The organism is Paenibacillus guangzhouensis (genome assembly GCF_009363075.1).
Lineage (GTDB): Bacteria > Bacillota > Bacilli > Paenibacillales > Paenibacillaceae > Paenibacillus_K > Paenibacillus_K guangzhouensis.
The window spans coordinates 6422086-6445863 of the sequence record NZ_CP045293.1 but is presented as its reverse complement, the minus strand read 5'-3'; the positions used below and the strand labels follow the sequence as shown (position 1 = coordinate 6445863).

The window sequence follows — 23778 nt, the reverse complement described above, 5'->3', positions numbered from 1 at the left end:
CTGTTATTTAATGATGAAACTTAGCGAATAAAAAAGACATCTGCGGTAGATGCCCTGCGTTAGGCCTATCTAAGTGATGATTAATCATTAACCATTGCTTGTTGCCGAACGAAAAAAGGCCAACCAGTATGATCTGGCTGACCTTATCTTAATGACCCTGATGTGTCGAAGTCGCTGTATCCAGCATGGATGTCCAATTCGGGAAATCCGTCTCCCTCGCAACATGCCGATCAAACAGCTCTTCAGGCAGGTTATCGATATCTTCCCGCGTGCTTACTTGGAAGTTACCCTTCGCTAGGAACGCCTCAAAGCTTTCGCAACGTGAATGTTCGTTCATGAATGCATCATTGAACAAGGCTTCGAGCGATGCTTCCTTCAGCGCTTCCTCCTCGGACTTTTGTCCTTGCAACTCTTTCAATAGTTCGTCAAACGACATCGGTTTATGCTTTCTCAGACGATCACTCCTCAGTTAAATTTGATGATGCAGGATACCTTAATTAAAGGTCATCCATGGCGTGCTTCCCAGTGCTTCGAAATTTTGCTTGAACCAAAAATTCCGTGATTTGTCCAGGGAATAGACATACATTCGCTTGTTCGGATACTTGGCTTTGAGCCAATTGACGAGGGCAGCGCCGTAACCATTGCTCTCATATTCTCTAAGCACATCCAAGGCCTCAATAAAGATAAAATCCTTCTTCGACTTGATATCGATATAGAAATCCTTCTCCAAATAACGCTCATCGGGACTAAAATAATCTTGTTCGGCTTTCTGAATCAGCTGATTCCCGTTCTCGTATTCCCATACGACACAGTAGCCAGCCATCGTATTACCCGCTTCAATGATATAGATTTCTTCCGGTAATTCCGACAGCTCTTTCGAGCTCAATTCTCCTGCGTGATACGCAGATGTAATCTCACTGAGGCATCGCTGCATCTCTTGGTCAAATGGCTTTGCAATAATCGTTGGCATAACTGTTCTCCTTATGTGATATCCAGTACTTCATCTTCAAATGATAAAAGAAGTAGGGCTCTCATACGACCCCTACTTCTCCAATTGAATGTGTAAGAGTTATTATCCTTCGTTATTCTACCACAGATTGAGCAGATCATAACCCTATTCCCTTCGAATTGTTTCATCATCATTCGCCCAATCACTCTCCTTCTGACCAACATATTGTGAGATTATCATACGTGAGGAGATGATTTTTTGGTCCGTATTCTCGATAAAGCTGCCGTCCAGCCGCGTCGTAAATTCAACTTAGCAACGTCCTTTACGATCAGACGTTCACCAGCGAAGTCTCGTCTAGCAAGCATTCAATTAAGAATCCCAGCTGTCAATGCCAGGCCGAATCGGGTTGAATTAGTTGCAACGATTGGTGTACGGGGAGTTACCGGTATTGCTCAAATTCTCTTTAGAGTCTTCCGTGACGGCGTAGAGATTTTTAATACACAACAAGGTATTGAATCCGTTGGTTCGGAACAAAACTATGCTGTTACCTTTCAGGCGATTGATCGAAATGTAAGATCGGGTCGTCATGTCTATAGCGTAACCGCAGAAAATCTAACCGCAAATACCAGAGCTGATGTGGTTGGCCCGATTTCTTTCAGTGGGCTAGCCGTTCAAACGAGAACCTAATGGCGTAACAGAAAAAAGCAGCGCAAGACTGTATTGTTCCAGTTGTGGGCTGCTTTTTATTGACACGACATCTACCTAAGCGCCAGTGCAGGGATTTCACTGATATCGCGGTATACCCTCTTCCCTTTGGCCTCAGCCGTACTGACCATCTCGTCCGCACCCTTGGACGGCCCTCCGATTCGAAGCACGGCATCACAGTGGGATAACAGCCGCACGGCAGAAGGGTGGAACATGCGCTCGAATATCTCGTCCCCGATTTGGCGGGAACCGGCAGTCTCCATGAGCGGGAGCGCGTACCATTCGCCGAGTACCGGCAGATGGCCCATCTCATACACGCGCAAGGCCGCCTCATTCATCAGCCGCATATTGGCCATGATCCGCTCCGGATCGTCCCCCGTATTCGAACGATAAGGCCCCGCGATAAGAATATGCTGCGGCCCGCTCTCAGGCAGCAACAGCCCGTGCAGCTGGACATGCTGAAGCAGCATGATCGTCTTCGCATCCCGTATTTCACCCGTTGCCACCATATTCAGAGCGTGTCCGAAGGGCAGCTCGAGCACTTCGATCTCTTCCTGTTCGACTTCAACGCCTCCGCCCTCACCTATCTGCATATGCGGCGTATATTCCGCCACGAAGAAGTGAAGGATTTCCGTCACCGATCCTGGGGACATATAAGCCTCCCCAATCTTCTGCACGTTCGATACGCGGTAGCCGGTCTCCTCTTCCGTCTCACGGCGAATGCAGTCCTCCGGCGAGTCCTGATCCAGCAATCCCGCACAAGCCTCAATCAGCATCCCCGTCGCATTGCCGTTCATATACGTCGGCATTCGAAATTGCCTGGTCAGAATGACGGTCTGCTTCGCACGGTTATATAGCAGAATCACAGCGCCGTTGCCACGGTCATACGCCTCTCTCGCTTGCGTTTCCCAGCTGCCATCACGCTTCTGATACTTAAAGGTCATTTTTTTCAACACATACCAATTGTCCGATAAAATCTCTTCTTTCACGATTTCAATGTTCGGTATCATCTCGATCTCTCCTTGTACGTATCCCCGTTTTTCTAGCCAAAAAGAATCCCGTATCCTTCGTGATGTAGATGCTGCCTTGTTCCGCAATCTTCTCCTTCAAATACGATGTGAATTGGTCGAGCTTGGCGCCGACGAGTACCTTCCTCGCATTCATCGGCGTCGACGTCATGTATTGGATGAGCGGCTGCACCTCATCAACCCGCATGTCATCCTCGAACCGGATCTGTTCGATCTCGGTGAATGCGGTCTGCAGCGTATCTCGCCCGTTATCGAGCTGGAAGCGCTCCATGACAGGGTCGAGCACCCGAATCTGCGGATCGAAAGCTTGAGTCAACTGCTCGATTTCCTGCAGATGACGCGTGCTCATCGTTGAGGCATATAAGCAGCCGCCAGGCTTCAGCACACGGTGCATCTCGAATACGGCACGATTCATGTCGAGCACATGATACAGCATGTGATTGGCGATCACGATATCGAACTCGTTGTCGTGGAAAGGAATCTCCTGGGCGTCGACAAGCAAAAATTTGAACCGTCCGCTGTGTGCCCCCAAGCTCATCCGCACCTGTTCAAGCATCCCTGCGGATAGATCCGTAAGCGTAATGCTCCACGTATCCGGAATAAGGTCCGCATTCCTTTGCCATAAGGCCGCATCGCCGCAGCCGAGCTCCAGTACCTTCAGATGGGGCTGCGAGCCCAGATGCGCGAAGAACCACCGGTGCCATCCGATCTTGTTCGAACTAAACTGGTCATACAACCGCATTCTCGCCTGAAGTCGAACCGCGTTATGGTATTGCTCGCTCCAGTCCTTCTCCCTATGAATCGTTCGCATCACGTCCGCCACGCCATCCCAGTCGACTTGCTGTCCCTGTCTATCTAACTTCCCCAGTGTTTCATCAATGGCTCTGGACACGTATTGCAAATGTGCGATTTGGGATTGGATGATTTCTTTATGCATCTGCAATGAACTTCTCAGGTTCTGTTCTGGGGTGGCGTCGTCTTGGATGATTTGTCCGATCTCAGTCAAGGTGAGCCCAATGTACTTCAGCATCTGAATCTTGTGCAGCCGGGCCACATCCTCCTTACTATAGAGCCTCACAGCAGCACGATTCGTCTGTGACGGCTTCAGCAATCCAATCTTGTCATAGTAACGAAGCGTTCTTAGCGTCATCCCCGTTCGCCTCGCAAGTTGACCCGTTGTGAAGTCATGGCGCTCCTCCGGCATCACGTTCCCCCTCCTCCTCGTCATTCCTATTGTAATCGGTGACGTAAGGTCACCTGCAAGTATGATTTGACTTCATCGCTGAAGTTTTTTACTTTTCCTGTCACAAATGGCGGAGTTGAGATTGTTATAGCTATGAACAACAACGAAGATAGGAGCAATATATGATGAAGAACACATCGTTAACCTTATTCACAAAAACCATCGCAGCCACGTGTGCAGCAGCTCTTCTCGGGACAGGCGTCATCACGGGAAGCGCATTGACCGCCACCTCGGTCGCAGCAGCACAAGCAGCAAACGACAATGTGTTTAAACAATGGGGAGACGCAGGGCTGAAGGCCGCTGACAAGCAAGGCATGACAACCGTGAAGGATGTGAGTCTAACTCAGAATGGCGTCACGCTCGGCGTGTCCGAGCTGATGTATGACGGAATCCGCTTGGTGATGGTATTGAAGGTAAAGGGCACTACGGCGAAGAATGTAAGTTTTCCGACTTATCTCGTGGATGGGCAGCCGCTCGATCGATCCATCACGTCCTCCATGATGACGGTTCCTAAAAGTGCTGGTGAGTCAGACGATACGCTGCTTATCCAATTTACTGACATGATCGACCAGGGCACCGGGGCGAACCTTCTTCCGGATGAATTCGAATTGACGCTCCAAACCGAGGTCAACGACGTCAAGGATGCCTTCACGCTTCCTATTCCAGTCAAGAATATCGCCAAGAAGCGCATCGCCCTCCAGCCGAAAATAACGAAAACCGAGCAAAAATTCAGCTCGAGCGTCTTGTCGCTTGCGATGACCTCTACGACAACGTTGATGGAAGTCAAGAGTGTTGGGCCTATCCCGAGCAACGCCAAGATTCCGAAAGGGAATACCGCAACGAAAATGTATTACGATATCGCCGATGACCGCGGTGAAATGCTGCAGCCGATCAAGATCGATATTTTTAATGGGAAACCGCTGAACGAGTATCAAGACAAGATCGTATACCCTCCTGTTCTCTCCGGCGCAAAGTTCATTACGGTGAAGCCGTATACCTATAGCATGGATAAGAAAGGGAAAATCATGACCGATGCGAAAGGCAAATGGGTGAAATTCTATCATAAGGCGCTGGAGATGAAAATCCCCGTGAAGGCGTAAGGAATGACAAAAAGCCGCACTATACACCGATTAATGCTGGCGTATAGTGCGGCTTTTACGTATCCGTGAGCTTCTGCTCCTTATTGCTTGTCAATCAGAACGATACGATCAATCGTCTCTTCACTTAGCTTTGTACTCGTCTTACCATCGTCCGCCATATGATACAATCGACTGTTGTCTCCAGCATTGACGTAGAAAAATCCAGATACATTATCTTTGTATTTCACATAATCCCATTCCACGCCGACGACTTTCTGCAAGGATAGATCATTCTTTAATACATATGCGCCACTGTCCGCAAAGATCAAGGTCGCTCTTACTTGGTTATCTGTTACAAGATTACGAACATACCAGGCGTTGGTAACAGACAATGTCTTGGTGCTGACCACTTTATTATTCTTGAGTGTACTCACATAAGCATGACCACTCGCATCAACAAATGCAAGTTTATCGGTTCCTACACTAGCAACCTCAGGCACGCTAGTTTTGTACAGATCAATCGTTTTTCCTTCTGCCGTTAAAAGTGTCCCTTTACCGAGACTATAATCGTAATCCCCATCTGCATCGAGCTTAATTCCTTTATTAAATAAAAAGAGATGGTTCGTCTGCCATCCGGAATAAACCGCATTCACATCGAGTGGAGCTTTGGCATTAATAGCTTTCGCTGCTCCGCCTTTTGCAGGTATGGCGTAAAATACGATACTGTTCGTGGAGTATTGGACTTCTTCCGGTTTAATATTTACTACGATATACAAGGTCGAACCCGTAACGCGTGCACTCGAAGCGTCTTCAAAAGCACCTGCTGCAATCCATTGCACTTGTCCCGAACCATCAGCTGCCTTCGATGCCACCCAAGTCTTGCGTCCGTCTTTCAGTGCATTATAATATATCCGACCTTCAACCACCGCAAAACTAGAGAATTTCGTATCTGCCATATCGGCAATCAATTTGGCTTCGGATTTATCCACCGCATTGGCTGGCGCACGATAAATTTTCCCTTTACTGTCCATATAATACAAGAAGTTATGATCCGTCTCAAAATAGATTGCATCATCGAAGAATCGTTTTGGTAAATTCGTCGATCCGTCTACTGGAACACGTAATAACGTCGTTGATCCTTCGTCATATGCAAAATATAAATAGTCTCCAGCCGGCTTCATCTCGGTGCCTTCAAAATTAAAACTTTTCAATAACCGTTGTGCTCCGGTGCCATCACTTTTCACCCGATACAAATCACTATTAGATACATAATAAACATATGCATCCCCCGTTGCTGCTGCCGCCTTATCTAAGGCAAAGGTTCCGATACCTGTCAACAATAGTGAACAGAGTAGAACCACACTACACGTTTTCTTTATTAGTGTAGAAATGCTTTTCATTACCGATACATCCCTTCTAGGTAGGTTGTACCTCTTCTTTCAGGAGGTACACTTTACGTATATCGGATGAAACACCAAATTTGTTATATTTTTCATGAAATGTCGTTAACTTCTTCACCCTAGATTTGTCAAATTCGTTACTTTTTCTTGGCTGATTTCCGTTCTGCCTTGGCGATATTCTCTGCAACTCTGAACTTCACGATCTTGGTGATCAGCTCCATCGGTATCGGCTGTTCTAGCGGGAACTGAATCGTCCCCTTGCCTGCTTTGTAAGGGGCTAACTCTTGCTCGAATTCCTCGATCCCGCTCGGCGCCGGATAGAAGCCGATATGGTTCTTGAACGCCGCAAAATGCACCACGTTGCCTTGCTGCGCGAATGTCGGCATTTGGTAGCTAATCTTCTCCACCGCGTCAGGCGCAGCTTCGCGGATCACCTTGCGGATCGATTCTAAGATTTCCTGAATCTCCGGCGGAAAAGTCGAAATATAATGGTCGATCGATTCGTACGTTATTTTATTCCCATCCACGGTAACGCCTCCTCTTTTCCTCGTTCTCTCAAGTATTACAACGTCATCGCTTGTCCATACTTCGCGAGGAACGCCTCCTTCTCTTTGTAATCCGGCATGATGCTGCCGACGCGCCGCCAGAAGGAGCGATCATGATTCATATGCAACAGGTGGCAGAGCTCATGAATCACCACGTAATCAATGACGTCAATAGGCGCCATCGCAAGCCGATAATTGAAGGTCAGATGCTTCGCGGAACTGCAGCTCCCCCATTTCGTCAGCGACTCCTCTATTAAGTACGACTTTGGGGTCACCTTGAGCTGCTTCTGATAAATCTTCAGACGCTCCCCAATCACCTTCTTGCAGCTGGCAAAATAAAATTTCTTCAATTCGCGCTGCAGCTCTTCTTCCGTTAAGCCATCCGTTGCAATCAGCTCTTGAAGCGTATAATACCGGCCGAGGTGCAGGAACTTGCCTTCCTCTTCATAAGACCTGACGTTCGGCGCAGGTTGGCGAGCAGCTTCAATCGCCTGCAGCTGCTTCACAATCTTGCTTCCATGCTGCTTCACAGCGCTAATCACGATATCGTCACTGGTACGATTAGGCGCCTTCACCGTAATCAGGCCCGACGGGTCGATATGGATCGAGAGTTTCTTGCGCGGACCGTATTCCACATGCACATCGATCACTTGCTGTTCGAGTTCTATTTTCATCATCAACATCGTTTCTGTCGTTTATTTCGTAAGTACGATTCTCCCTTATTGTAGCAGAACGCGGGGGCTTCGGCTTCATCGATTTCGTACATTTTCCCATGTGTTAAAAAGTTGTGTTCGGGAAACATTAAGGAGGTGTTACACGAAGTTTCAGGAGGTTGACATGCTCTATCTGTACAGCGTTGCCCTGCTCTTCGCGGGACTCACCGTGATTAACCTGGTATTCTCCTACCAGAGCAAGCATATTGATCCCGCCTTCTGGACCACGTTGAAATTCCAGCTGATGCTGCTCCCGGTGTTCTTGGCCGCGAATCTCAGTATTGGGTATGGGGTGAAATTCGGGGTGAAGGCCGCGCATCAGCTCAGCTATGTACTGGTTGCCGCCAAATGCATCGAGGTGCTAATCTCCATCGGGATGGGATATCTGTTCCTCCGCGAGGTTCCCAATTGGAAAACGTGGCTTGGTGTCGGCGTCATCGCCGTCGGCCTATGGCTGGTGAAGCAGAAATAAACTTCAGCTTGGTTCTACAAAAAGAAGAAGCTGTCTCCCGGTGGGGAAACAGCTTCTAAACTGCGCTTAATGATGCTTAATGATCGTGGAGTCTTTATTTTGTAGCGCTAGAGCTATATGCAGAGATAGTCACAATCTCATCAAAATCATTCAGATTTTCACTTGATACATTATGAGTAATACATAGAATTGTTTTATCTTTTAGCAGGAGATCATGTTGCAGTTTTGTGGCGTTCTCATGGTCAATGGCCGAGAATGACTCATCAAACAGCAGTATGTCTTTATCCCATGCTGCAATTCTCAGCAATTGTAACATTTGCTTTTCCCCACCACTTAACTCCCTCGCATTTTCCTTTGTAGAAATACTATACATTTTATCGTTATTGAAATAATGCAGCGTATTTACTACGGATGTTTCGGGATGTGCGCCGAATACAGTCGCGTTTTCCATACATGTCGCATGAAACGAATGTTCAAATTGATTTACACAATCCATTATCTTGCTAGTATCCATCTCTTTTATGGATTTACCATCAAGTAGAATTGCACCGCTATCAGGATAAATGTATTGCATAAGAAGATTTAGAATCGTTGACTTGCCAACGCCACTAGGACCCACTATCGCATATTTTTTACCCTTCTCAAATTCGTATGAAAAATTCCTTAGGGTGAAATCCCCTAACGTAACAGACACATTCACAAATGTAATTGTGGATTGGAAATCCTGTATAACAGGTCTATGATCAATCTGTTCATTGATTATGCTCATGAGTTTATCTTTGGCATCTCTTGAAGCATTTACATTATTCATTTCTGTCAACAAATAAGCCATCGGGTAACAAAAGCTTTGTATATATCCTAAAGCTGCAACAGCAATACCTAGTGTAATATTTTGTTTAAAGAGCATTACTCCGATCGCAGCAAACACGATTAACTCTAAAAAATACATACTGCTGCCACTTAGAACGTTGGCAAAAGTCTTAAATTTCCCAAATTCATAAAGCTTGCCCTCTGTATCTGTCAAAGCCTTATTCTGCCTTTGAGAAATACTGCTTCTTGTCTCGTCATTTACTAATTTAAACCCAGATAACAAATCAAAGAGAGTGTCAACATAGGATGCCATGGCAGACAAATGGTCACCCTTCTTCTGCGCTAAGCGCTTACCAGTCATACGAGGCAAAATCAGACTTAGTGATGAACTCAAAATAATAATGATTGCAAGTCGATAATCAAGGGTAAATAAGAAAAAACCATACACACATAATTGTAAAACGGTCTGAATGATGGCGACGATGCTCTCCACGTATTGTTGACAGGTTCTTATATCATTGTTAAAAATCGAAATATACTCCGATACATCAAATTTTTGAAAATTCACTACGTTTTTACGAAGTGAGGAATCGAATAAATCTTGCTTAACGAATAGGTTAAACCTCTGTTCCAACTTCCAAGCATGCCTTTGACTAATATACTCAAACAACATGCCAACGACGATCGCACAAGCATACGTTAAAATTAGCACAACAATTCCTGTTATACCCTTTGAAAAATCATAATCAAACAATAATTTTAAGATGTATGGCATGCTAGCTATTCCTATGATGGAGATAAGAGCAGCTACAATTTTTATTAAGATAATATACTTAAGCTTGAAAATATAATGTTTCATTTTTCCCCCATCAGAACAGCATCAATAATTACAACCTAACTTAATCCCCTTAACCAACAATCCATTAACAAATCTTATATTGGTAAAATATACTACCTTCCGCTATAAATCATATGATCTAAATTATAATTAATAAAAATGACGACTTTCAATGGTATAGAACACGTGTGTAACTAAGCTCGCCGCCATGCCAAAAAAGCTGCTCCCCCTAGCAGGGAAACAGCTTCTTGAATGTGCGAATTATGCTTATTCTTCGCCTGGTGTGAACGTACGCTTGCCGAGCTCGGAATCGAGCATATAGAATGCATTGCTATCGTTATCGATGCGGCGCAGCTTTTGGATAATGCTATCGAAGGTTGCTTCCTCTTCGACTTGCTCATCGATGAACCATTTGAGGAAGTTGATTGTCGCATGCTCCCGCTCGTCCCATGCGATATCGGACAACTCATAGATGCGCTTCGTTACCGTCTTCTCATGCTCGAAGGAATGCTCAAACGCATCCAGCAAGGAGCTGTACTCATTCTGAGGGTTCTCCATGCCTGTAACAACGGCACGTTTACCAAGTGCATTTATGAAATGGAAAATTTTCATTCCATGATATTTCTCTTCTTCCGATTGCATGATGAAGAAATTCGCAAATCCATCAAAACTCTCCGACGAACAATACGCCGCCATCGCAAGATATACCTGCGCAGAATAAAACTCATAATTCATTTGATCGTTCAACTTCGCGAGCAGCTTCTCACTTAACATTCGGATCACTCTCCCTTATTCGCTTGTCTAGATGAAAGGTAAGCTTGTACCGTATTGGAATAACCTATCGACACCATACCATGGCAATCGATGTTATCCTGCACGATTTGACTTCCTTCTATTCCTAGTATGTTGGAATTTAACGGGAATGTAAACCACTTTGGCGCATTTTATTGAAAATCATTATCAATTAGAATGCTAATGATCGCCAATTCTACCTGACAGATGGAGGAGAATATCCTCTACCCTGTCCAGCATGATCCGCAGATGTGCAGGATGCATCGGATGAAGCAGCGCAGGATCCTTACAGCTTGCCAGGTAACGGATATTCAGGATGAACGTCACCATGTCTAACTGTGAAATGGGCGCATCTGTCGTGAGCTGAAGAACATCGTGGTGGGTTAGCGTAGGCGGAGCCGACTTGCAGCCGTTCTCTAGCACATACACCGCCTTGAGCATATAATCCAGCGCGCGGTCAATGAAGATGAGACATGCATGCATATCGGATAGGTCCGTCAAATAAGCCGTCGAGTCGATATGGAGCCGTGACAGCTGCAGCAGCCGACGGATGGTCAGGGCTTGGATTGAGCGATGATCTCTGCATTCATCGATAAGGGTTGAATGATTCACATGCTTCACTCCTATGAGGATTAGTGCACGACTCGGTGTTGGCGGTTATGATTCGCACGAATCGTGGAAATAATTACCTTTATTCCTCATTATACAACAAAATAATATCAATAAGTATAATTTATGATATCTAATCGCCGGTGTATGATGGGTCCTATTTTATCTACACTTTGAAGTAGAGAGGTGTGGAAGGAATGACGGATAAAGAAATTCTGCTCCGCGTCGGGGCACGGATTCGGGAACTGAGAAGAGAAAAGGGATTGACGCAGGAAGCGCTTGGCGAGAAAGGCGGCTTTCATTTCTCCTATGTCGGACAGATCGAACGCGGTGAGAAGAACGTCGCGCTGCTTAACCTCGCCAAAATTGCCGAAGCGCTGGATGTCGATATCTCGCAGCTGTTCACTCCGCAGACCCCGGATCCGGACGAGAAATCCCAAGCGGACATTCAAGAGATTACGTATATGCTCACTCAACAGAACCCGCAGCAGATCGCCATGGCGAAGAATGTGGTACGAGAAATTTTTAACTATAAATAAGGCATCGGCATAGCAAAGAAGCTTCCATCCTCACGCAATTCGTGGATAGGAAGCTCCTTTTTGTTTATGCTCCAAACCTATGGATTCACTTTAAAATTCACTTCCGGGTATTTGGCGGCTAATCCTCGCAGCGCTGAATCATCCTTTCCTTTTAAATACCGGTCGAAAAAAGCAACACTGAACTCGTTCACAATCCGGTGATCCCGCCGTGGATTAGGTCCGTTCAATCCCAACAAGGGAGAGAATAAGGCTAGATCGGAATAGCTCGCGTGCTTAGAACCTGGAATAAGTAAGGATAGACCACCGCCTGCCAGCGCATTGCCCGATTTCTGAATATATTCTTTCCTAGGCGCTTCGAACGCTTCGCGGCTTACTCCGCCTAACTGGCTGGCAACCTCCTCGTAAGAAGTCATCACCTTATTGTAGGTCTCCTCTGCATACATCATTAAAAACGGTTTGCCTAACCCCTTATCTGAGACCGGTGGACCGTAGAATCCGCCGTCCATACTCAGGGCCGCCTTCACACGCGGATCATTCTTGATCATCTGCAGCGTAACCGCCCCCCCGAAGGAATGCCCTAACATACCGATATGATCCATATCGATCTTGCCGGTGAAGCGCCCTGCTGGATCATTCTGATTCAACTTCTCTACTTGATCGAGTACAAAGGTGGCATCCGCTGTCCATAGCGGGATGTGCTTGGTGTACTCGGCATTTGAAGTCAGGTTGGGATCGGTTTTACTCAGCGCAACGCGTCCGTCAGGATACACGGTGCCAGCCGCTTCATAAGCATAATCGGTGGCCATCACAATATAACCGTGGCTTGCCAGTTCCTCCAGTTGGAACATATTCTGATTGCGATAACCGTTCATCCCGTGGGAGAAAATCAATACAGGATACCGACTTTCCGACTCCGATAGCTTGGCTTCCAACATCGCATGCGTCTTAATCAGATTCAAATGACTTAGCGTAAAAGCTGGAAAGTTCATCATGTTCGTCGATATGGCTTGCGTCATGATCGACGCATTCTGGAGATAAGCGCTCTGCTCTCCCTTGCCGCCTTCGGTGGCCGGATACCATAATTGGACCATCAGTTCTCGTTTGTCAGTCGCGTTCGCCGAGTAAGGCTCATGGCGTTGTTCATCCACCCAATGATACACAGACGTTCCGACCGCGTACTTTCCTGTCGGCCGCTCGAATGCGAATACCGGCATCAGCCAAGGCGGGGCAATCGACACGATCAGATACAGCGTTAGGCATACCATCTGGATCGTGAACGCCACCAGACTTCGTCGTCCTTTGGACCGCCTACCTGCATAGAGATAAGCTGTTAATACAAATGGCGTCAGGTACGCCGGGATCATCTCCCATCGCGCGGCTTCTACCGCGATCTGAGCAATCACCAGACCAAAGGCAACCACCAGCGGTATCGCAGCTGACTTCCCAACCTTCCGGTTCCCAGTCACCATCCAGAACAACAGTCCAAAATTGATCGCAATCAATACGATCTCCAAAAGTCTCATCTGCATCCCTCCAACCGCAAGTAAATGATTAAGTTCCATCTTACGCTTGAAAAATGAAGACGAAGGCAAAGAAATTCTGAATTTTTTCTCAATTTTTTAAGGTTAGCGTCATAGACACAGTAAAAAAGCCGTTTTCCTTTAGGAAACAGCCCCTTTAATGTTCATGCTCCGCTCAATCGATCTGCTGCGTTGTACGTGTTCGCGGCAAGCTAGATTCTCGCACGATAAGCCTTGGTTCGAACTGAATCCGTTCATAGAGCCCTTTCTTCTGTTCATGGATGCGCTGGAGCAGCAGCTCCGTCGCTACCTTGGCCACTTCCGCCCCCATGATGGAGACCGAGCTCAGCTTCGGTGTCGAGATCGTGCATAACAGGTTGTTATCGATGCCGACGATCGCGATGTCTTCCGGCACACGGACGCCTAATTCCTTGAACCGGTTCAGCAGTCCGATCGCGACCATATCGTTCCCAGCATAGATCGCATCCGGCATATGCGTCAGGTTCACGAAATAATCCGCCGCCCGCGCGCCCGTCTGCAAGGAGAAATCGTCGCCGAAATAGACCAGCGACCGGTCAAAATGCTCTAGCGCATCCTCGTAAGCGAAAAACCGTTCTTCAATGATCTCTTTCGGTGCTCCAGCATAGCCGATACGCGTCCTGCCGATGCTGATCAGATGCTCCATCACGAGCTTACCCTCTTGCGTCGCGAGGCTGACGATGTCCGCCTTGATGTCTTGATCCAGTTTTTTGCCATAGTTAATGATCGAGATTGGCAGCTTGGCTTTGTTGATGAGATCTTTCAGCGTATCCGGGTAAGCCAGCGGCAGAATAATCAGCCCGTCCACATGCAGCTTCTTCATGTCTCGCAGCAGCTCCAGCTCGGAATGAATATTCCCTAACGTATTGATCTGCACCACACGATAACCGTAATGCTTCGCGGCCTGCTCGACCGAATAAGCAATCTCAGGCACGAACGCGTTGCGAATGTCCGGTACGGCGAGCGCGAGCAGCTTCGTCTGCCGCAGCTTCAAGTTCTGAGCGTTCGTATTCGGAATGAAGCCGAGCTCCTCGACCGCCTCCATCACCTTCGCTTTCGTCTTCGAGCTGATGCCTCCCATATTGTTAATCGCCCGCGATACGGTTGCAATCCCAACCCCTGCTCGCGCAGCGACATCCTCGATCGTCACTTTGTCTTTCGCCAATGCTAGCACGCCCCTACTTTATTCCGAAATCGTTTCCACGAATGTTTGTGTAATTTATCAATATTTTTATTATAACACAACGGATTGGAATCAGATACATGAGCCACCATTTTGCGTCAATAACATTTTTAACATTGACAGTTTGACAATTTAGTGACATAGTAGGTGTCGGAAACGTTTCCCGAAAATAATTGAATTTCCGAAAATAATATAGATGAATTCGCAATTCAACATTTCTAAGGGGATGAACAAGGTGAAAGCACTCAGATGGCACGGCCTCAAAGATTTGCGTGTAGAACAAATTGAAGAACCAAAGGCATTACCTGGCAAAGTGAAAATCAAAGTCGAATGGTGCGGCATTTGCGGCAGCGACTTACATGAATATACAGCAGGACCGATCTTCATTCCGGAGGGAACTCCGCATCCGATTACGGGAGAGAAAGCGCCGATCGTCATGGGGCATGAATTTTCCGGACAGGTCGTCGAGATTGGTGAAGGCGTATCCAGAGTGAAAGTCGGCGACCGCGTCGTCGTTGAACCGATCTATGCCTGCGGCACATGCGATGCATGTAAGGCAGGTTACTATAACCTCTGCTCCACCATGGGCTTCCTTGGTCTTGCGGGCGGTGGTGGCGGATTCTCCGAATACGTCGCAGCGGAAGAATATATGGTTCACAAAATTCCGGACAGCATCTCCTATGAGCAAGGTGCACTCGTTGAGCCCTCAGCCGTGGCGCTCCATGCAGTACGCCAGAGCAAGCTGAAAGTCGGCGACAAAGCAGTCGTCTTCGGCGCCGGCCCAATCGGCCTGCTCGTGATCGAAGCGTTGAAAGCTTCGGGCGCTGCCGAAATCTATGCGGTGGAGCTGTCTCCTGAGCGGAAGCAAAAAGCAGCCGAGCTCGGCGCGATCGTCATCGATCCGAAAGAATATGACGTCGTGAAGGAAATCCATAAGCGTACTGGCGGCGGCGCGGACGTTGCTTATGAAGTGACCGGGGTCCCTCCTGTCCTCACGCAGGCGCTGAACTCCACGAAAATCGGCGGCGAATTGATGATCGTCAGCATTTTCGAGAAGGAAGCACCGATTATGCCGAACAACATTGTCATGATGGAGCGTACCGTCAAAGGAATTATCGGCTACCGCAACGTCTTCCCTGCCGTGATCAGCTTGATGGCGCAAGGCTACTTCTCGGCTGAGAAGCTCGTGACCAAACGGATTAAGCTCGATGAAGTTGTAGAGGAAGGATTTGAAGCGCTGCTTCGCGAGAAGAATCAAGTGAAGATTCTGGTCAAGGCGGAGTAAGCGTTTGATGCAAAAAAAACGTTAGCAGACCTGTACGGTTTGCTAACGTTTCTTGCGTTTATCGGATGAATTTGTGCATATTGATTCCTGCGACATCAAGTACAAGCTCACAGAACATCATATTGGCCCAAGAGAACCATTCTCTCGTGTATTCGTTGGCATTATTGACATTGAAAGACTCATGCATTAAGCCTGTACCAGCGTCTGTACGCAATAATGTAGCAACGATATCTCTTTTCTCGGATTCAAATTGACTGGTCAACCCTTGAATAGACAGCGCGATCGGCCATACATAATTGTTCGGCGTATGCGGGCTTCCTACACCATTCGCTTCTCTCCCTTTGAAAAAGGTTGAATTCTTCGAGCTGAGAATGAATCTCCGGGTATTCTGGTACCGCGCATCCTGCGGATCGCAATAATTCAAGAATGGCAGCGCCATCAGACTTGGCACGTTCGCATCATCCATCTGAAGCGTATGACCTAAGCCATCCACTTCATAAGCATACATCTCTCCGTAGCAATCATCCGTTACGATCGCGTGCTTCTCAATACCCTCTTCGATCTGAGTGCGCAGCTCGCGCACACGCTCCAGCAATGCAAGCTCTTCCGAATAGAAAGCGGATAGCATTTCTTCCGCATACTTCAACACCACCGCAGCGAACATATTCGAAGGAACAAGATAGCCATACGTGCAAGCATCGTCGCTTGGTCTAAATCCGGACCATGTCATGCCCGTATATCCCGTCAGCGATCCTTTGCCTTTCCGTACTAACGTATCTGTCGGCACGCAATCCTCGCGCTCGAACAGGTATGGCGACTTCTCCTCATGATGCTGTTCGACTTTCCACAACGTCACGATCGTATCGATGCATTGCTTGAACTCCGTCGTAAAATGCTCCGTACGCCCCGTTATTTTCCAGATCAGATACGCAAGCTGAACCGGGTAACAGAGCGAATCGATTTCGTACTTTCTCTCCCATACTGCCGGTGACATCTCCGTCTTATCATTCTGATGCCCCGCACCATTGGCCGATTCATTGAATGCATTCGCATAAGGATCCATCGCAATCAATTTTACTTGCTTCTTAATTAGGCCGAGCAGCATCTCTTGAATTTCTGCATGATCTTTGGCGAATAGCAGGAATGGACGAACTTGGCACACCGAGTCGCGCAACCACATGGCTGGGATGTCGCCCGTGAGAATAAATGTCTCGCCGTCTTGGATTTTAATCGTCGTGTCGAGTGTGTTCTCCATGCATTTCTCAAACATCCCAGCGACTTTCTCATCTTGGAACGTGTCTAACAAAGCTTGTTTCGCAGCTTGAATAAACTTCCGATCTTTTATAATCATATGTACACCACCAATAAATATATTTTATTATTTATAATATATTTATATAGTACGGGGTATGTTTTTTGATGTCAATCTCCCCTCTCATTTACTTGCCGATCGTCTTAAAATATAATTAATGATAAAAAATATATTTAAAACTAGTGGGTGCATTTGTTGAAAAAATTATTATACCAACAAGTATTTGATGCCATCGAAGAGAAAATCATCCATGGAGAATATCAAATTCAAGATAAGCTCCCGTTCGAACACGAATTAGCGGATGAATACAACGTAAGCATCATTACCGTCAAGCGAGCATTAGATGAGCTGAAAAAACAAGGATATATATCGAGGAAGCCTAAGCAAGGCACGATCGTCATCTCGAATACGAAACAGACTACGCCTGCCGCGGTTCAGCATTTCCATCTGCCGCTCATCGGCTGCATCATGACCGATTTCAATGATACGTTCGGCACCAAGATCCTATCCGGCATCTTGGAAGCTAGCGACTCCCGCGCTCATGTCATTGTGAAGAAATCGCTGGGACATATGCAGGTGGAAGAACAGTTGATCCAAGAATTTATCCAAATGAACGTGGCCGGCATTCTGCTGCTCCCCTCCACCTCGAAGTATTTGTCGCCGATCATTCTGGAGCTTGCATCGCGGAAGTTCCCGCTGATCGTGATCGATCGTACACTTGAGAACCTGCCGATATCTTCGATCACAACCAACAATACCGAATCGGCCGAAATACTTACCTCCCATTTGATCGATCTAGGCCACAAGCATATCGGCATCGTAACTTCGAGCAATATCGTCTCTACCGTCGAGGAGCGCATTCAGGGCTATGTACAAGCGCATGCTGCGAATCATGTCTCCATGGATCCTTCCTTGCGATACAGCTTCGTCGAGTCCGTGATTCCGGGCTCCGATGTCCATTTTCAAGAGGATATCGACAAAATCGCCTCCTTCATCGAAGAGCATCCAGCCATGACCGGCATCGTGGCTACGGAGTACAGCATTGCGCTGCTCATCCGACAAGCCTGCGATCAGATCGGCAAGCGCGTGCCTGAGGATTTATCGGTCGTCTGCTTCGACCATCCGGACAACTATTATAACCAGGCGGGATTCCGATTTACGCATATCCAGCAGCCGCAGCATCGGCTCGGCGAGGAATGCATCACGCAGATAATGCAGCTTATTAATAATCCAGCTTCCGTTGCCAAGGTCAACTTGGTTGGGGAGTTGGTGGTTGGCTATTCGACGAGGAAGACTGAGGGTTAGGCGCATTCGTCGAGCCCTCGGCCAGCTCGTGGTCCAGAGCGGAAGCAAAAAAACAGTCGAGCTCAGCAACTGAAAGAGAAGAATCAAGTGAAGATTCTGGTCAAGGCGGAGTAAGGCATATCGATGAGTTTAAGGGTGAGTGTTCCTCTTATTTGGGGGGCGTTCGCCCTTTTTGGGTGAGGCCGATGATCTATTGAAGATGGGAAATATGCCGATTTTTGTTGAACCCTAGCACACTCTATGCTATTTTGTATGGGACTATCATGAGAATATTTCCCATATTTTAACCAGCTAAGGAGTGCTACATGTGTCTAACAGAACACCACGATGTATCAAAATGATCAGTTTTATCGCCGTATGCTTGCTCTATTTCGTATGGAATCCCCCTGCTGCTTTCGCGGAATCCGTGGACAGTCTGCTTCCAGAACGCAGCGAGCAGGAAATCAAAGATAAATGGAGCCAGTGGATGAATCCGTCCAGCAAAGGACAAACCGTCTTTGATGAGACACCGTTGACCTCCTCCCCTTACCGAGCAGGCAAATTAAATGAAGCTTATGTTCAGCAAGGATTGGACGCGACGAATTTCTATCGCTTCATTAGTGGGTTGCCTGGCGATCTGCGTCTTGATCCGAGCCTTAACGAGCAGGCACAGTATGGCGCTGTCCTCGTCTCGACGCTTGGCCGGCTCAGTCATTATCCATCACAGCCGTCCGATATGGACAAAGCTTTCTATGACAAAGGGTATCGATCGACAACCTCTTCGAACTTATACTATACGACGCGTTCGCTCGATTCGAATCTACTTGTGGATAGCGTTCGTGCCTACATGGACGATTCGGACGACAAGAACATCGACAACGTCGGCCATCGCCGATGGATCCTGAATCCGCAATTGCAGCAGATCGGCTTCGGATTAGCAGCGCACCAAGACAAATCTTATAGCAGCATGCAAGTGCAAGATAAAAGCCGAACCAACACGATCGATTACAACTATAGCTTATTTCCGAACCAAGGCGCTTTTCCACTCGAGGCCTTCAAAAGCGATTATGCTTGGTCCGTTCAATTAAATCCGAAGCGTTTTCAAGAGCCTGCATTAGACGATGTTCGCGTCGAGCTCATCCGCCTCGGAGACCAGCGACGTTGGACTTTTGACCAGAGTACCCAAGACAAGGACATTGAACAGCTCCATTTCAATATCAGTACGATCAATTACGGGAACAATTATGCGATTACTTTCCGTCCGGATGATGTGCAATTATTGAAGAATGGCGACGTATTCAAGGTCAACATTACCGGTCTTAAGAAGACGGACGGCACACCGGCCGATATCTCCTACCAGACCCGCTTCTTCAGCATCGATTCGCGCACGGAAGACCGTGTAAGCGGCTTGTCCATCGAACCGCGGGAGATCACTGTGCAAGCAGGCGACGAAATAGCAATGCCTGCGGTACGCGCATATACGGAGAACGGAGAACAATTTTCGATGAAGTCCGGCTTCTCTTACACCTCCTCTTCTCAGCTAATCGACGTTCGCAACGGGAAGATCAAGGGACTGCAACCCGGTATCGCGAAGATCACGATCCGTTACGAGGGCAAGACGGCCGAACTGAAGGTCAATGTCAAACCATCGACCTCATTAACGGATATCGGCAACCATTGGGCCCGCGAGGCGATTCAATGGGGAGTTCAGCGACAGATGGCAAGCGGATATGCGGATGGAACCTTCAGACCGAATAACGAAGTAACGGAAGCTGAATTTCTGGCGATGTTGTTCAAGCTCTACGCGGATACGAAAATACTCCAACAGTTAGATCAAGAACATCCGATCAAAATCGAAGTATGGAGCGACAAATACTATCGATATGCAAGGTCCTACAACGTCGATCTGGAGGCAATTAAGAACAAGAAGCTGCGAGACCGCCCCATCACCCGTCAAGAAGTAGCTTACATCGTAGCCAGCCTTAATGGCAGGAACTACGCCGATCGTCAGGACGCGATACGCTATCTATTGAACATGGGCTTTTCCACTGGAAAAACTGCACCGACCGTCGAAGGTTTTGCTGGGCAAGAGAAGCTAACGCGCGCGGAGGCTGTCGCCTTTTTGAAAAATCTCTATGAGCACGGGTTCGAGCTACATGGACGTCCGGAAGCATTCACGATCTTCACGGATAACGAGAAAAACGGAGGATTCCCCGACTATACGGTCCGCGCCTCCTTCACCTCCGATCACCAGTTGATTCTCAAAGGAACCTTCTCGAAAATCGCGAACCGCACGGTTACCGTCTTCGTCAATGGACCTGCACCGAAGCAGAAACAACTTCTGACGCAGACCGTCACAGGCGATGCCGGGGGCAACTTCACGTTAACGGCCGACAATCTGGATGCCGATAAGCTCATTATTAATATCGAGACCGAACCGAACTATCTATATCAGATTAGCGTCGATCTCGGACGCGTCAAAATGAATGAATATCGCAAGTAAATCCTTGCAATGAAAAAACGTTAGCAGACCACACGGTTTGCTAACGTTTCTTGTTGCTACTCGCTCAGCTCGTTCGAGTATGTCATTAATTCTTCATCAGCCCCATCACATCGCCTAGACGAATCGGGCTGTCCTTCTTATCGCCAACTTCCGCCCGCAGATCCGCGAGCGCTTGCTTCATATCCTCTTCGCTCGCGTAGACATAAGGACTCTTCCAATCGGCCTCCACATGCAACGAGCGAATCGTCTTCGGATAGTAGGTCGGGAAGTTGAATAGCCATTGTTTTAACTCGTTCGCCGGCATGTCGGTCTTCACGTTGTCCCCGATAATATCCAGGACCTTTCCCCACTGCGTCATCCCTTGGAAAGCACTCAATTTATCCGTTAATTGCTTGATGACTTGCTGCTGCCGTTCACCTCGCGCGAAGTCGGAGGACTCTTGCGTCCCCCGATTGGATTTGCGGTATCGAACGAAGTCGAGCGTCTTCTGCCCATCCAGCTTCTGCAATCCTTTTTTAAGATCAATGTGGGTACCATCCGCGGTATCCACGTATTTCATATCCATATCAACGTCGATCTCGAGCCCACCAACCGTGTTCACGGTTTGACGCAGTGCATCGAAATTCACCAGTGCCATATAATCAATCGGCAATCCCAGCATATCGCTATAGAACCGTTTCGTATTCGCAATGGCAGCTGCCTTATCCTTGATCGCATAATAAGCATAGTAGAAATTCGCCTTCCGATTAGGCAAATTTTTCGGCTTCATCAGCAGATCCCGCGGCAGCGACATCATGCTCGCCGAGCGCGTCTCCGGGTTGTAGCTGATAAACATCAGGACATCGGTATTCAGCGTGCCCCCGCTTCCTTCCCGGTTATCGATTCCGGCGAGCAGCATGAGGAACGGACGGATCGCCTTCTCATTCGTAGCAACTTCATGGGATTGTTCTTCCTTCTCTTGCATTGCATCTGACGGTGCCGCCATCCTCTCAATCGCGGAATCCGCCTTATAGTAGAGATGTCCGAGATAACCTGCCACAACGAGCAGCAGCGTGCCGAGCACGAGTGCGGAGATCCAGATCGTCCGCCGCAGTACTGAAGATTTGTGATTCGTGGTCATCGTTTCCTCCGAACGAAATGCCTACCGCTGCACCGCAGCCGCATATTCGACATTTCTTCTAATTTTTCTCAGTTCATTCCATTGTATCTCGCGATCGGAGATAAAAAGTTATGAAAAAGTTAAAATTGAGAAGCCGATCTATTTTGGCTCTGATTCTGTAAACTCTTAATCGTATGTGCAAAGACGCCCATCTCTAATTGCAAATGGAGCAGCTCCCGATCGAGATCCTAACCCATGGTATGGATGGCCGTCACCAAGTCCTCTTTAGTAGGCATGTGGATCGTATCTGCCATAAAGCGCCACCTCTGCAACATTATCGGGATGTAAAGGCAGAATGTTCGAAGTAAACGCACGAATTTCTTCCTCGGAATACCCAGCTGCTTGAGAAAATTCCAACGCCCCGATCCCGCTGTTGGCACCTGTCACCAAAGCTATTTTGCCGGCCAGACTCTCCTTCGTATTCCATGATAGCGCCAAATCATCAAGCTCCATTACGTAGCCTCCTTATATGCTGAGAGCAGTACCAGACTGCTCCAGATTCCAACATAGATTCCAACATTATTTTGTTAAAGGTACGCGATGCACGCCTTGGCTACCGCCCGGCGCCGTTCCAATATATAAATATTCATGATGGCTTACAGCCGTGGTTATGCCATACAATGAACCGTTGGGATCATGCCAGCTGTCCATCAGTTCCCCCTGCGGGCTGTATTCCGCCACAAGCCCGTGCTTCACCGGCGCGCTCGCCCCGTTTAGCAGCGCCTGCGGTATTTTGGCCATGTTGCCGGCTAGCCAAGGATTGCTATGCATCTGATCCACAAAGGCAAGACGAGTCGTGAAGATACCGACCCAGAACTGGCCTTGCTCATCGCGTGTAATATTGTCTGGAAAGCCTGCAATATTGTCTGCAAAAATATCAGATGTCCCCTTCTTTGGACCCTTGAGCCAGTATCTGGTCAACTGATAATGATACGATTCCGCCACAAGCACAAAATCTTCATCCGCAGACAAGGCTACCCCGTTAGCAAAATAAAGATTATCTAACAGTACTGTCGTCTGATTGGTCTTTGGATCATACTTCAACAGTCGTCCATGCGGTTTGTTCTCCGCCATTTCTTTGAACATCACCCGACCATAGGTTGAGGTATCGGAAAAATAAATCGAGCCGTCCTGAGCAATATCAAGCTCGTTGGCCAAGTAAATCGGTCCGCCGTTAACGTGATCGGCCAGGACCTCTATGTTACCGGATGAATCTATAGACAGCAGCCCTCTCTGGATATCCGTAACGATCAAATTTCCACTCGTGTCAAATTTAAGCCCATTAGGCGTTCCTTTGGTATCTGCAAATACTTGAGCCTGTTGCGGATTGCCTACTGCATCAAAAGGAACCTTGTAGATCTTCCCATCGGAATCTCCTGCATATAGCTGGCCTTCCTTATCAAAGGTAATAAATTCTGGGAAATGAGGGGCATCCGTAACAAGCTCAGCCGAGCTGAGTTTGTTGTTCTGTTTCCACGGACCTGCTTCTTGGAACGAGGGTGCTGCAGGTGCTATCCATTTAGCCGGTACGACGGGTGAAGGTACAAGTAAGAACACAAGCACGCCAAGAAGGAGTACTGCAAGCAATGATAAGCCCCATCTGCGTATTTTTTTACTCACTGAGCGTTTCGGATGATTCAGACCTTTAGAAGCTTTATCGGGATTTACTGTTGTATTGGGCATTAGAGCGCCTCCTTTGTAATGTAAGCGAGAATTTTAGATTTGTACTACGATTTTACCGAAATATTGCTTCCCTTCAGCCAAGAGCGCG

The 23778-nt window shown here is 47.6% G+C and carries 23 protein-coding genes; 7 read left to right on the top strand and 16 right to left on the bottom strand.

Going from position 1 to position 23778, the window contains the following annotated elements; all coding sequences use genetic code 11:
* Positions 1-148 precede the first annotated feature (148 nt).
* Together GCU39_RS28895 and GCU39_RS28890 are read right to left on the bottom strand one after the other, a co-directional pair.
* Positions 149-436: a hypothetical protein gene (locus GCU39_RS28895; protein ID WP_152396635.1), complete on the bottom strand. Its 288-nt coding sequence runs from the start codon at positions 434-436 to the stop codon at positions 149-151.
* Between the two features lie 57 nt (positions 437-493).
* Positions 494-970, bottom strand: coding sequence for a GNAT family N-acetyltransferase (locus GCU39_RS28890; protein WP_152396634.1), 477 nt, complete (start codon positions 968-970; stop codon positions 494-496).
* 237 nt (positions 971-1207) lie between these two features.
* Here GCU39_RS28890 and GCU39_RS28885 point away from each other — a divergent pair, with 237 nt between their 5' ends.
* Entirely contained in the window at positions 1208-1636 is a 429-nt protein-coding gene (locus GCU39_RS28885) for an exosporium protein C (RefSeq protein ID WP_152396633.1), read from the top strand.
* Between the two features lie 71 nt (positions 1637-1707).
* On the opposite strand, the gene nudK is transcribed toward GCU39_RS28885, so the two are convergent.
* Positions 1708-2664, bottom strand: coding sequence for a GDP-mannose pyrophosphatase NudK (nudK, locus tag GCU39_RS28880; RefSeq protein ID WP_152396632.1), 957 nt, complete (start codon positions 2662-2664; stop codon positions 1708-1710).
* A complete protein-coding gene (locus GCU39_RS28875) occupies positions 2648-3886 on the bottom strand; it encodes a MerR family transcriptional regulator (RefSeq protein WP_152396631.1) in 1239 nt (412 codons plus the stop codon). The genes nudK and GCU39_RS28875 overlap by 17 nt, the downstream gene beginning before the upstream one ends.
* Positions 3887-4047: 161 nt before the next feature.
* Between GCU39_RS28875 and GCU39_RS28870 the strand changes: the two genes are divergently transcribed.
* A complete protein-coding gene (locus GCU39_RS28870; RefSeq protein WP_152396630.1) occupies positions 4048-5025 on the top strand; it encodes a DUF4179 domain-containing protein in 978 nt (325 codons plus the stop codon).
* An 80-nt stretch (positions 5026-5105) separates the two neighbouring features.
* Here the strand turns inward: GCU39_RS28870 and GCU39_RS28865 are convergent, their stop codons facing one another.
* The 3 genes from GCU39_RS28865 to GCU39_RS28855 all read right to left on the bottom strand — a co-directional run bounded on the left by GCU39_RS28865 (position 5106) and on the right by GCU39_RS28855 (position 7623).
* The gene (locus GCU39_RS28865) at positions 5106-6341 is read right to left on the bottom strand and encodes a DUF5050 domain-containing protein (RefSeq protein ID WP_227793368.1); all 1236 of its coding nucleotides are present in this window, start codon (positions 6339-6341) and stop codon (positions 5106-5108) included.
* Between the two features lie 200 nt (positions 6342-6541).
* On the bottom strand, positions 6542-6931 hold the full coding sequence (locus GCU39_RS28860) for an iron chaperone (protein ID WP_152396628.1): 390 nt from the start codon (positions 6929-6931) through the stop codon (positions 6542-6544).
* Between the two features lie 35 nt (positions 6932-6966).
* Entirely contained in the window at positions 6967-7623 is a 657-nt protein-coding gene (locus GCU39_RS28855) for a M48 family metallopeptidase (RefSeq protein WP_152397481.1), read from the bottom strand.
* A gap of 163 nt (positions 7624-7786) precedes the next feature.
* On the opposite strand from GCU39_RS28855, the gene GCU39_RS28850 reads away from it, so the two are divergent.
* On the top strand, positions 7787-8134 hold the full coding sequence (locus GCU39_RS28850) for a hypothetical protein (protein ID WP_152396627.1): 348 nt from the start codon (positions 7787-7789) through the stop codon (positions 8132-8134).
* Positions 8135-8228: 94 nt separating this feature from the next.
* On the opposite strand, the gene GCU39_RS28845 is transcribed toward GCU39_RS28850, so the two are convergent.
* From GCU39_RS28845 to GCU39_RS28835, 3 genes are all read right to left on the bottom strand, one after another.
* Entirely contained in the window at positions 8229-9803 is a 1575-nt protein-coding gene (locus tag GCU39_RS28845; protein ID WP_152396626.1) for an ATP-binding cassette domain-containing protein, read from the bottom strand.
* A 246-nt stretch (positions 9804-10049) separates the two neighbouring features.
* A complete protein-coding gene (locus tag GCU39_RS28840; RefSeq protein WP_152396625.1) occupies positions 10050-10556 on the bottom strand; it encodes a ferritin in 507 nt (168 codons plus the stop codon).
* 198 nt (positions 10557-10754) lie between these two features.
* On the bottom strand, positions 10755-11186 hold the full coding sequence (locus GCU39_RS28835) for a hypothetical protein (protein WP_152396624.1): 432 nt from the start codon (positions 11184-11186) through the stop codon (positions 10755-10757).
* A 194-nt stretch (positions 11187-11380) separates the two neighbouring features.
* Here GCU39_RS28835 and GCU39_RS28830 point away from each other — a divergent pair, with 194 nt between their 5' ends.
* The gene (locus GCU39_RS28830; RefSeq protein ID WP_152396623.1) at positions 11381-11722 is read left to right on the top strand and encodes a helix-turn-helix domain-containing protein; all 342 of its coding nucleotides are present in this window, start codon (positions 11381-11383) and stop codon (positions 11720-11722) included.
* A 77-nt stretch (positions 11723-11799) separates the two neighbouring features.
* Here the strand turns inward: GCU39_RS28830 and GCU39_RS28825 are convergent, their stop codons facing one another.
* Positions 11800-13245, bottom strand: a complete 1446-nt coding sequence (locus tag GCU39_RS28825) for an alpha/beta hydrolase family protein (protein ID WP_152396622.1) — start codon at positions 13243-13245, stop codon at positions 11800-11802.
* Between the two features lie 172 nt (positions 13246-13417).
* A complete protein-coding gene (locus tag GCU39_RS28820; protein ID WP_152396621.1) occupies positions 13418-14446 on the bottom strand; it encodes a LacI family DNA-binding transcriptional regulator in 1029 nt (342 codons plus the stop codon).
* A 253-nt stretch (positions 14447-14699) separates the two neighbouring features.
* On the opposite strand from GCU39_RS28820, the gene GCU39_RS28815 reads away from it, so the two are divergent.
* Positions 14700-15749, top strand: coding sequence for a 2,3-butanediol dehydrogenase (locus GCU39_RS28815; protein ID WP_152396620.1), 1050 nt, complete (start codon positions 14700-14702; stop codon positions 15747-15749).
* Between the two features lie 58 nt (positions 15750-15807).
* Here the strand turns inward: GCU39_RS28815 and GCU39_RS28810 are convergent, their stop codons facing one another.
* Positions 15808-17100: a glycoside hydrolase family 125 protein gene (locus tag GCU39_RS28810; RefSeq protein WP_152396619.1), complete on the bottom strand. Its 1293-nt coding sequence runs from the start codon at positions 17098-17100 to the stop codon at positions 15808-15810.
* Between the two features lie 156 nt (positions 17101-17256).
* On the opposite strand from GCU39_RS28810, the gene GCU39_RS28805 reads away from it, so the two are divergent.
* Both GCU39_RS28805 and GCU39_RS28800 read left to right on the top strand, forming a co-directional pair.
* A complete protein-coding gene (locus GCU39_RS28805; RefSeq protein WP_152396618.1) occupies positions 17257-18366 on the top strand; it encodes a GntR family transcriptional regulator in 1110 nt (369 codons plus the stop codon).
* A 307-nt stretch (positions 18367-18673) separates the two neighbouring features.
* Complete coding sequence (locus tag GCU39_RS28800) at positions 18674-20848, top strand: S-layer homology domain-containing protein (RefSeq protein ID WP_152396617.1); 2175 nt, start codon at positions 18674-18676, stop codon at positions 20846-20848.
* An 85-nt stretch (positions 20849-20933) separates the two neighbouring features.
* On the opposite strand, the gene GCU39_RS28795 is transcribed toward GCU39_RS28800, so the two are convergent.
* The 3 genes from GCU39_RS28795 to GCU39_RS28785 all read right to left on the bottom strand — a co-directional run bounded on the left by GCU39_RS28795 (position 20934) and on the right by GCU39_RS28785 (position 23690).
* On the bottom strand, positions 20934-21968 hold the full coding sequence (locus GCU39_RS28795) for an LCP family protein (RefSeq protein WP_152396616.1): 1035 nt from the start codon (positions 21966-21968) through the stop codon (positions 20934-20936).
* A 264-nt stretch (positions 21969-22232) separates the two neighbouring features.
* Positions 22233-22460, bottom strand: coding sequence for a hypothetical protein (locus tag GCU39_RS32125; protein ID WP_227793367.1), 228 nt, complete (start codon positions 22458-22460; stop codon positions 22233-22235).
* Between the two features lie 66 nt (positions 22461-22526).
* Complete coding sequence (locus tag GCU39_RS28785; protein ID WP_152396615.1) at positions 22527-23690, bottom strand: SMP-30/gluconolactonase/LRE family protein; 1164 nt, start codon at positions 23688-23690, stop codon at positions 22527-22529.
* Between the last annotated feature and the right edge of the window lie 88 nt (positions 23691-23778).